The sequence below is a fragment of the Variovorax sp. P4_D9 genome (assembly GCF_056401695.1).
This window is the reverse complement of record NZ_JBFUIU010000482.1, coordinates 1-6,987: the sequence shown is the minus strand read 5'-3', so window position 1 is coordinate 6,987 and position 6,987 is coordinate 1. Positions and strand designations below refer to the sequence as shown.

Annotated in this window: 6 protein-coding genes and 1 pseudogene; all 7 read right to left on the bottom strand. The window is 61.5% G+C overall.

What is annotated here, in order from left to right; genetic code table 11:
* Window positions 1–322: pseudogene (locus AC1DY5_RS36035) on the bottom strand (transposase); the annotation flags it as partial.
* A 361-nt stretch (window positions 323–683) separates the two neighbouring features.
* Complete coding sequence (locus AC1DY5_RS36030) at window positions 684–1,679, bottom strand: ABC transporter substrate-binding protein (RefSeq protein WP_478119279.1); 996 nt, start codon at window positions 1,677–1,679, stop codon at window positions 684–686.
* A gap of 322 nt (window positions 1,680–2,001) precedes the next feature.
* Window positions 2,002–3,732 carry an acyl-CoA dehydrogenase family protein gene (locus AC1DY5_RS36025; RefSeq protein WP_478119278.1) on the bottom strand — a complete coding sequence of 577 codons (1,731 nt, stop codon included), beginning with the start codon at window positions 3,730–3,732 and terminating at the stop codon, window positions 2,002–2,004.
* A gap of 142 nt (window positions 3,733–3,874) precedes the next feature.
* Window positions 3,875–4,711: a crotonase/enoyl-CoA hydratase family protein gene (locus AC1DY5_RS36020; protein ID WP_478119277.1), complete on the bottom strand. Its 837-nt coding sequence runs from the start codon at window positions 4,709–4,711 to the stop codon at window positions 3,875–3,877.
* Window positions 4,708–5,325 carry a DsbA family protein gene (locus tag AC1DY5_RS36015; protein WP_478119276.1) on the bottom strand — a complete coding sequence of 206 codons (618 nt, stop codon included), beginning with the start codon at window positions 5,323–5,325 and terminating at the stop codon, window positions 4,708–4,710. The genes AC1DY5_RS36020 and AC1DY5_RS36015 overlap by 4 nt, the downstream gene beginning before the upstream one ends.
* A gap of 79 nt (window positions 5,326–5,404) precedes the next feature.
* On the bottom strand, window positions 5,405–5,812 hold the full coding sequence (locus AC1DY5_RS36010; protein ID WP_478119275.1) for a hypothetical protein: 408 nt from the start codon (window positions 5,810–5,812) through the stop codon (window positions 5,405–5,407).
* Between the two features lie 116 nt (window positions 5,813–5,928).
* Window positions 5,929–6,705, bottom strand: coding sequence for an enoyl-CoA hydratase (locus AC1DY5_RS36005; RefSeq protein WP_478119274.1), 777 nt, complete (start codon window positions 6,703–6,705; stop codon window positions 5,929–5,931).
* Window positions 6,706–6,987: the final 282 nt, after the last annotated feature.

Genomic DNA, 6,987 nt, shown 5'->3' with positions numbered 1-6,987 from the left:
TCACCAGATCCTGCAGGTCGCGTTCGGCTCGTGTGACCTTGGCCAGGATGTCGGAGCGCGCTCTTGGTCCAGATGAACGGCTTTGGGTTGGCGTTGTGGGGGCCACGTACAGATCGATGGCCAGTTCCAGTTCGGGCACGCTGGTGGAGCTGTCGCGCCGGATGCGGTTTTCCGAGATGTCGCGGAAGAAGCGCTCCACAATGTTCAGCCACGACGCACTCGTGGGCGTGAAGTGCATGACGAAGCGTGGGTGCTTGGCGAGCCAGGCTTGAACCTCCGGGTGGGTGTGCGTGCCGTAGTTGTCCATGATCAGGTGCAACTGGGGGTGATCGGACTTATCGTGCAAATCKGTGCGCTTTGGATCGAAAAGTCGTGACGCGACAAGGACTTACGAACTTGGCTTTCCGCGCAAGACTTGTATTCGCAAGTCCTTGATTTCAAAGGAGAGTTTCGGCCCTACCGTGTCATTCCGCACCGAAAGTACGATCACCCCGCGCTGCAGAATTCGCCAGATAGCCGACGTTCGCGGGGCGCTCACGCTGATGTCTCTTCGCTGTGCGGACCGCTTGCTTGCGTTGGTTGCTGACCGATGCCACTTCAAGCAGAGAGAGGTCCTGGTGCATCGGACGACGTCGTTTCGCGGCTCTTCAATCTCGCGGCAGAATCCATCGCAAGGAACAGACTCACGATATGACGTCGTCAGCCCGAAGGAGCGCGCTCTGCGGGATGGTCAAGCCAATGGTTCTGGCGATCTTCAGATTGACAACGAACTCGAGCTTTGTCGGCTGTTCCATCGGCAGGTCACCGGGCTTTGCGCCATTGAGAATCTGCACCGCAATCTCTGCCACGCGGCGGAATACCGCTGCGTAGTCGGGGCCGTATGACAGGAGACATCCGGCGCGATAGTCTGCCATCACAGGCACCCGATGCGCTGCCTCGAAGGCAACCCAGTCATCTCGCAGCTTCGCGTTGATCTGGGTTGGCATTAGAAGTACGCCGTCGGCTTGCTCTCTCTTGATCGATGCGGTTGCCACCGGGAACTCAGTGGCCGCGTTGATGTCCCGTGGAATCAGGGTGATTCCAAGCGATCGCGCGCTTTCGCGGTAGCTCTCAAAAGCCGCGTCGATGCTTGCGCTGCTAAGGCCCGACAGCCGCCCGCATTCCGGGCAACGGGCCAATGCGATCTTGGAGACGGTCGGGACCGCGGCCTTGAACAGCTCGATTCGCTTTGGCACGAGTTCGGCGTTGAAGTTCGAAATCCCAGTGACCTGCCCGCCCGGATGTGCGAAGCTCTCGACGAGACCCGTATGCAGCGGGTCGTTRATTCCGAACGTGACTACTGGGATGTTACGGCTTGCCTCGACCACGGCGTGTGCCGCCGTCGAAGTGCCGGTAACCACCAAGTCGACACCCTTGTCCCGCATCTCTGCAGCGAACTCGGCGTAGCGTTCATTCTTTCCCTCTGCGTAACGCCAATTGATGGTCAGGTTCCTACCTTCCACGAAGCCGAGCTCAACCAGTCGATTGATGAACGCCGCCACGAACCGGTCTTCGTCCGCAGAGTTCTTTGCCGTGAACCCCAAGTAGGCAATTTGATACTTACGCCCCGGAACCTGGGCCAGCGCCGTCGTCCCAAGGGCACAAGCGAGGCCAGAGATGATTCGACGACGCCCGATCATGCCCTGCCTCCTAGCATCTTGAGCCCGTCCCCGAATTGGGAGGCGGCGATACTGGATCATGCCTACCTCTACGTCCGGGTCAAGCAGGGCTATGGCGTCGGCTGCAATTCTGCGAAGGCGATCGAGCGTCCGCTTCGGGAGCGGGTCGAGCGTCGGCAACGGGCCCACAAGCGACATTCGCGTCGAGTTAGGCAGCAGAAAAGCAGACATTCAGTGCCAGCCCAATCCTCGAGCAATGAATTCCCCCTTCGCCGATCGTGCGTGAATTACATCGGTCCAGCTGTTGCTGGAGAGCGATTTCTAGTCATGCGCGCCTGGTAGTTCAGGGATTCATTTCATACGCGCCAGCCAGATCACGTGCCTGCCGCCAAACCGTTTCGAGCCGCGCAAGATCCGCACTGGGCCGGCGGATGCACTTCATCGCGGCGGACTGTTGCTCGACCGTTGCCGACGGTTTGCCGTGCAGCACAAGGGCGGAACCCGAAAAATCGCGGACAAGCACATCGAAGATCTGATCCACCAGCGCCGTCTCGGTGCCTGCGATCGCGGCCTGCTGCAGGATCAGTTCGGCATAGGGCACGAGCGTGAACATCTCCCCAATCGCGAGCATGAAGTCCAGATCCTTCTGCTGCGAGGGCGACGGCGCGGCGGTGCCGAGCATGGCCCGCAACGCACCGATCTGCTCGGTGAACACGGCGACGTTCGGAAGGTGCGCGAAGCTGGCAAACACCGGCCGCCAGTCGTGGAAGCRCACCTTTTGCAAGCCCTTGGTCGGCCCCTGGCGAAACAGGAACTCATCGTCCACGGCATCCCTGCGCGTCGGCACGTCGTTGAGCGCTGGGCTGGCATTGCCCGAGCTGAGCAGGTAGCTGGGCATGAATTTCAGCGCCAGCGCCAGGTTGACGTGCACGGTGCCCTCGATCTTGGGGAAGCCCTGCAGGCCGAACTGGGCCATCTGGAAGAACATGTCCTTCTCGAAACCCTTCGCGGAGATCACGTCCCACAAGTCCGCGTACGCTTGGGCGCCTTGCCGAGTGACGGTGATCTTCTCGACGGTATTGAAGAGGAGGTAGCGCCGATCTTCCAGCGATGCCGAATGCATGTAGTCGATCGCGCGTTCGCCGAACAGCTTCATGCCCGCCAGGCGCGCGTAAGCATCGGTGAACAATGCCTGCACATGCGCAAAGTCGGTGACCTTGGCGTTGAAGAGCACGCGCCGCTCGGCGTGCGTGATCGCCTCGTAAAAGCAATGCTCGACCAGGCTGACTGCACCGAAGCCCAGGTTGAACTTGCCGACGTTGACGGTGTTCATGCCTGCATCGAAGGCCTCCTGCCCGGTGTGCAGGATGTCCGCCGGCGTGACGGGGTAGTCCTCAAGGTCGAACGCCGCGACGTACATCTGGCTGGCCACGACGTTGCCGCGCAGCTTGTAGGCTGGGTGCTGGCTGTCGACAGTAAAAAACACGTAGGCGTCCGAGCCCTCGATGCCGGCGATGCGGCCGAACACGGACACCATGCCGGCGACGTTGCCGTTGCCGATGTAGTACTTGCCGCCGTTGGCCTTGTAGCCGCCATGCCCGTCGGGGGTGAGCACCATGTCGGTCGTGTAGATGTCCGCGCCGTGCTCCCGTTCGGATAGACCGAACGCGAAGACTGCGCCCGCATCCAGCAGAGCCGCAGCACRCTGCCTTGCCTCGGCGTTGGCGCTTTGCCAGATCGGTCCCAGGCCGAGAATGGTGACCTGCCAAACGTACCAATACTGCCCGCCGTAGAAGCCCAGGATGTGGCTCATCATCGCGATGCGACTCGTGTCCCAGCGCTTGTTCGGATCTCCGCCGCCTTCCGCTGCTGGCGTCAGAAGCGCGGCGAACACCCGCTCACGTTCCAGGAACTCGATAAAGTCCGCGTACCAGATCCGTTCGCGGTCCTGCTCAAGAAGCACGCGCTTGCCGCGCCGCTCGAAGAAGGAGATCGTCGCTTCGAAGATGCGCCGCGATTCAATGTCGAAGGCGGAGAAGTCTGCGTCGTGTGGATTAAAGAGAGTCGAGTTCATGGGATAGGTTTCGGTGTGGGCGCCGGCGAAGCGGCGGGGGCCATTGGTTTGTTGAGAAGCTCTGACGTTGCGCCAGCAGGCCAAGGAAACGGCTGGCTTGTGCTTGTCTGGTTGGGAAGAACTATCTCGCCAAAGGGCGAAATCACCAAGTTCTGGAAGCGAAATTTGCCCCGCTGTCTTTCAGCCGGCGCCCCACAGCGATTCGCTGATTTGTCTTGCCAATCACCCGCCGCTGCCACATGCGCTCAAAGCCAAGGGCGGAGGACTCAGACACGTTCCAGGCGCTGTGTAAGAGCCGCTTGCCGGCCGCAACGGCATCCGGAGACTGCATCTCGATCTCAGCACACAGGTGCCGGGCTGCGCTCAGCGGATCGTCCGCCAGATGCGTTACCAGACCAAGTTCCTTGGCCTGATCTGCACTGAGCACCCGCCCGGTCACGGTGAGCTCCACGGCCTGGTCCTTGCCAATCAACTCTCTGAGCAGGACGGTGCCACCCATATCAGGAACCAGCCCCCAGTTCGACTCCATGATGGAGAGTTGGCTGGCGGGTGATGCAAGGCGGATGTCGGCGCCGAGGGCGATCTGCAGGCCTGCGCCGAAGCAGTTGCCCTGGATGACTGCCAACACGGGAACGCTCAGGGAGCGCCAGACCAGGGAAACCTTCTGATAGCGGTTCATCGCGGGCTTCCAAAGCGGCAGGAAGGCCAGGAGCTTGCGAAAAGCGCTCCCCGTCATGACCTCCTTGAGGTCCATCCCGGAGCAGAATGAAGGCCCGTTGCCTTTGAGGATCACCGCGCGGACTTCGACATCATTCTTGATCCGTTCGGCGCAATCGATCAGCTCGAGGAGCATCGGGATCGTGATGGAGTTGTGCTTGTCGGGACGATTCAGGCTGACCGTTGCGATGCCTCCATTGAACTCMAGCGTGATGAATCGCCATGAGGGCATCTGGCGACTTGCTGTCGAACTGCCGCTCATTGCGAAACCAGCCTTTCCTCGACGTCGCGCAGGCGCTCCTTGCCGAAGTACATCTCATCGCCGACGAAGAATGTCGGCACACCAAAGGCGCCGCGGTCGTGGGCGACCTGGGTGCTCTCCACCAGCCGGGCCTTGACTTCGGCTTCCTGCGCGGTCTTCATGAGCAGTTCAGCGTCCAGGCCGCCTTCGGACAGGACCGGGCCGAACGTGACCGGCTCGTCCATCTTCAGCCCGCGCTCCCACATGGCCGCAAAGACCATCTTGACATAGCGTTCGAAACAGCCGAGTTGCTGCGCCGCCACCGCTGCGCGCATGAGCGGCAGCGTAATCACCGGGAAGTGGGGATTGAACTTGAAAGCCTCGAGCCGGTGCCGCGTGACGAAGCGCTGCATCTCGAGCCGCTCGTAGGCCATCTTGTTCGGCACATCCGCGAAGGCCACGAACGGCGGCCGGTTGTTCGACAGCTTGAACAGTCCGCCGAGGAAGATTGGCCGATAGGCGATGCGTGCGCCGGTCCGGGCCTCGATGCCCGGAATCGCCTTGTGGCACATATAGCTGTTCGGACTGACGAAGTCGAACAGGAATTCGACGTTGAGGTCGTGGGAGGTTTTCATTGCATTGCCCGCTTGGTTCGGATTCGGCATCGGCGAGGGGTCGACACTTGCTCGCTGCGATTCAGTGATTGGCAAGCGATCACTTCTTGCGGCTGTGGAGCACCCAGGCACCGATGCCCAGCAACGGATCGAGAATCGCAACGGCGCCCACCGTATGTGGAAACACGCCCGACAGCGCGAGGGGCACGAGCACGACAGGGATGAGCACCACCCGGTCGAGCACGGAAGCCGGGCCRAATTGCCTTGCACCGGAACGACCGCCAAAGACGTAGAGCCAGCCAATGACGGCCAGACACACGCCGATCACCCGGAAGAGCGCAGCTTCGTCTCCGACGAATGGCCTGTCCATGAAGATCGTCTGCACCGCGCCGGGCCAGACAATGAAGAGGGCGCCGATCGCAAGATACAGGTAGCCATTAATCACCGCGTAGTTCGACTCGGTGGACAGGTGGGCCGGCTTCTCGAGAAGATCACTGAAAAGGGACATGTCTTCTTCCTCTTGGGTGGCTGTGCTGCTGCGAGATCGGACCTGAGTTCGGAAAGGAGCCCCGCTGGTTGACGGTGAGCAGTGCCCAGGTACCAGCGATGTCCAGTGCCTCGGTCTCAGGCCGTGAACTTCGAGAAGTCAGGCGCCCGCTTCTGGGCAAATGCGGTGAAGGCCTCGCGCGCCTCCGGGCTGCGCAGGCGCTCGGCAAATTGCGCACTCTCCAAGTTCATCTGTGCCACGACCGTTGCCGCCTGCTTCATCAGCTGCTTCGTCATTTTCAGCGACCCGGCAGGCTGCTTCGCGAACAGTGCCGCGACCTGATCGGCCTCGCCATGCAGGCCCGTCACCGGGACCACGCGGTTGGCGATGCCCCAATCCAGCGCTTGCGCGGCCGAAATCGGCTTGCCCAGGGCGAACATCTCGAATGCGCGCGCATGGCCTATGCGCGCCGGCATGAGCAGACTCGAGGCGGCCTCGGGCACAAGGGCCAGATTGACAAACGGTGTGGATAGCAGCGCGTCCTCCGCGAGCACGACGAAGTCGCAGTGCAGCAGCATCGTGGTGCCCACGCCCACCGCGCGACCGTTGACTGCCGCCACCAGGGGCTTGGTGCAGCCCGCAAGAGCACGCAGGAATCGGACAACTTGGCTCTCTCCGGCGCCGGCTGTGCCCGTGGCGACCGCGGCAAACTCAGCCAGATCGTTGCCGGCGGTKAACATGGCGCCTTCGCCACGGATCACGACGACGCGGACAGCGGGATCGGACTCGGCGCTGGCGAGGGCGTCGGCCAGGGTGGCATACATCGCGCTGGTGAGTGCGTTCATTTTGTCCGGCCGCGCCAGCGTGAGAGTGAGGACGCCTTGGGCGGAAGTGACGGTGACGTGATCGGTCATGGGTTCTCCTGTAGGTTTCGCCCCACCGACGCGGGGAGCGACATGTGCGAAAATTGATTCGTGCACGAATTATAATACTTCGTGCGCGAAATACAATCATGCGGTGGCAACAGAAAGTGAATTCCGATGAAGGATCAGACGAAAACGAGACTGGTCTTTTTGCTCAATCTCGCTCAACGGGCGGTGGACCGCTGGATCGAAAGCAAGGCAGACGGGCCGTCGGCACTGTCGGCGGCGCAGGCGGGCACGATGTTTTACCTGTCGCGCAGCGATGGCGTGGCG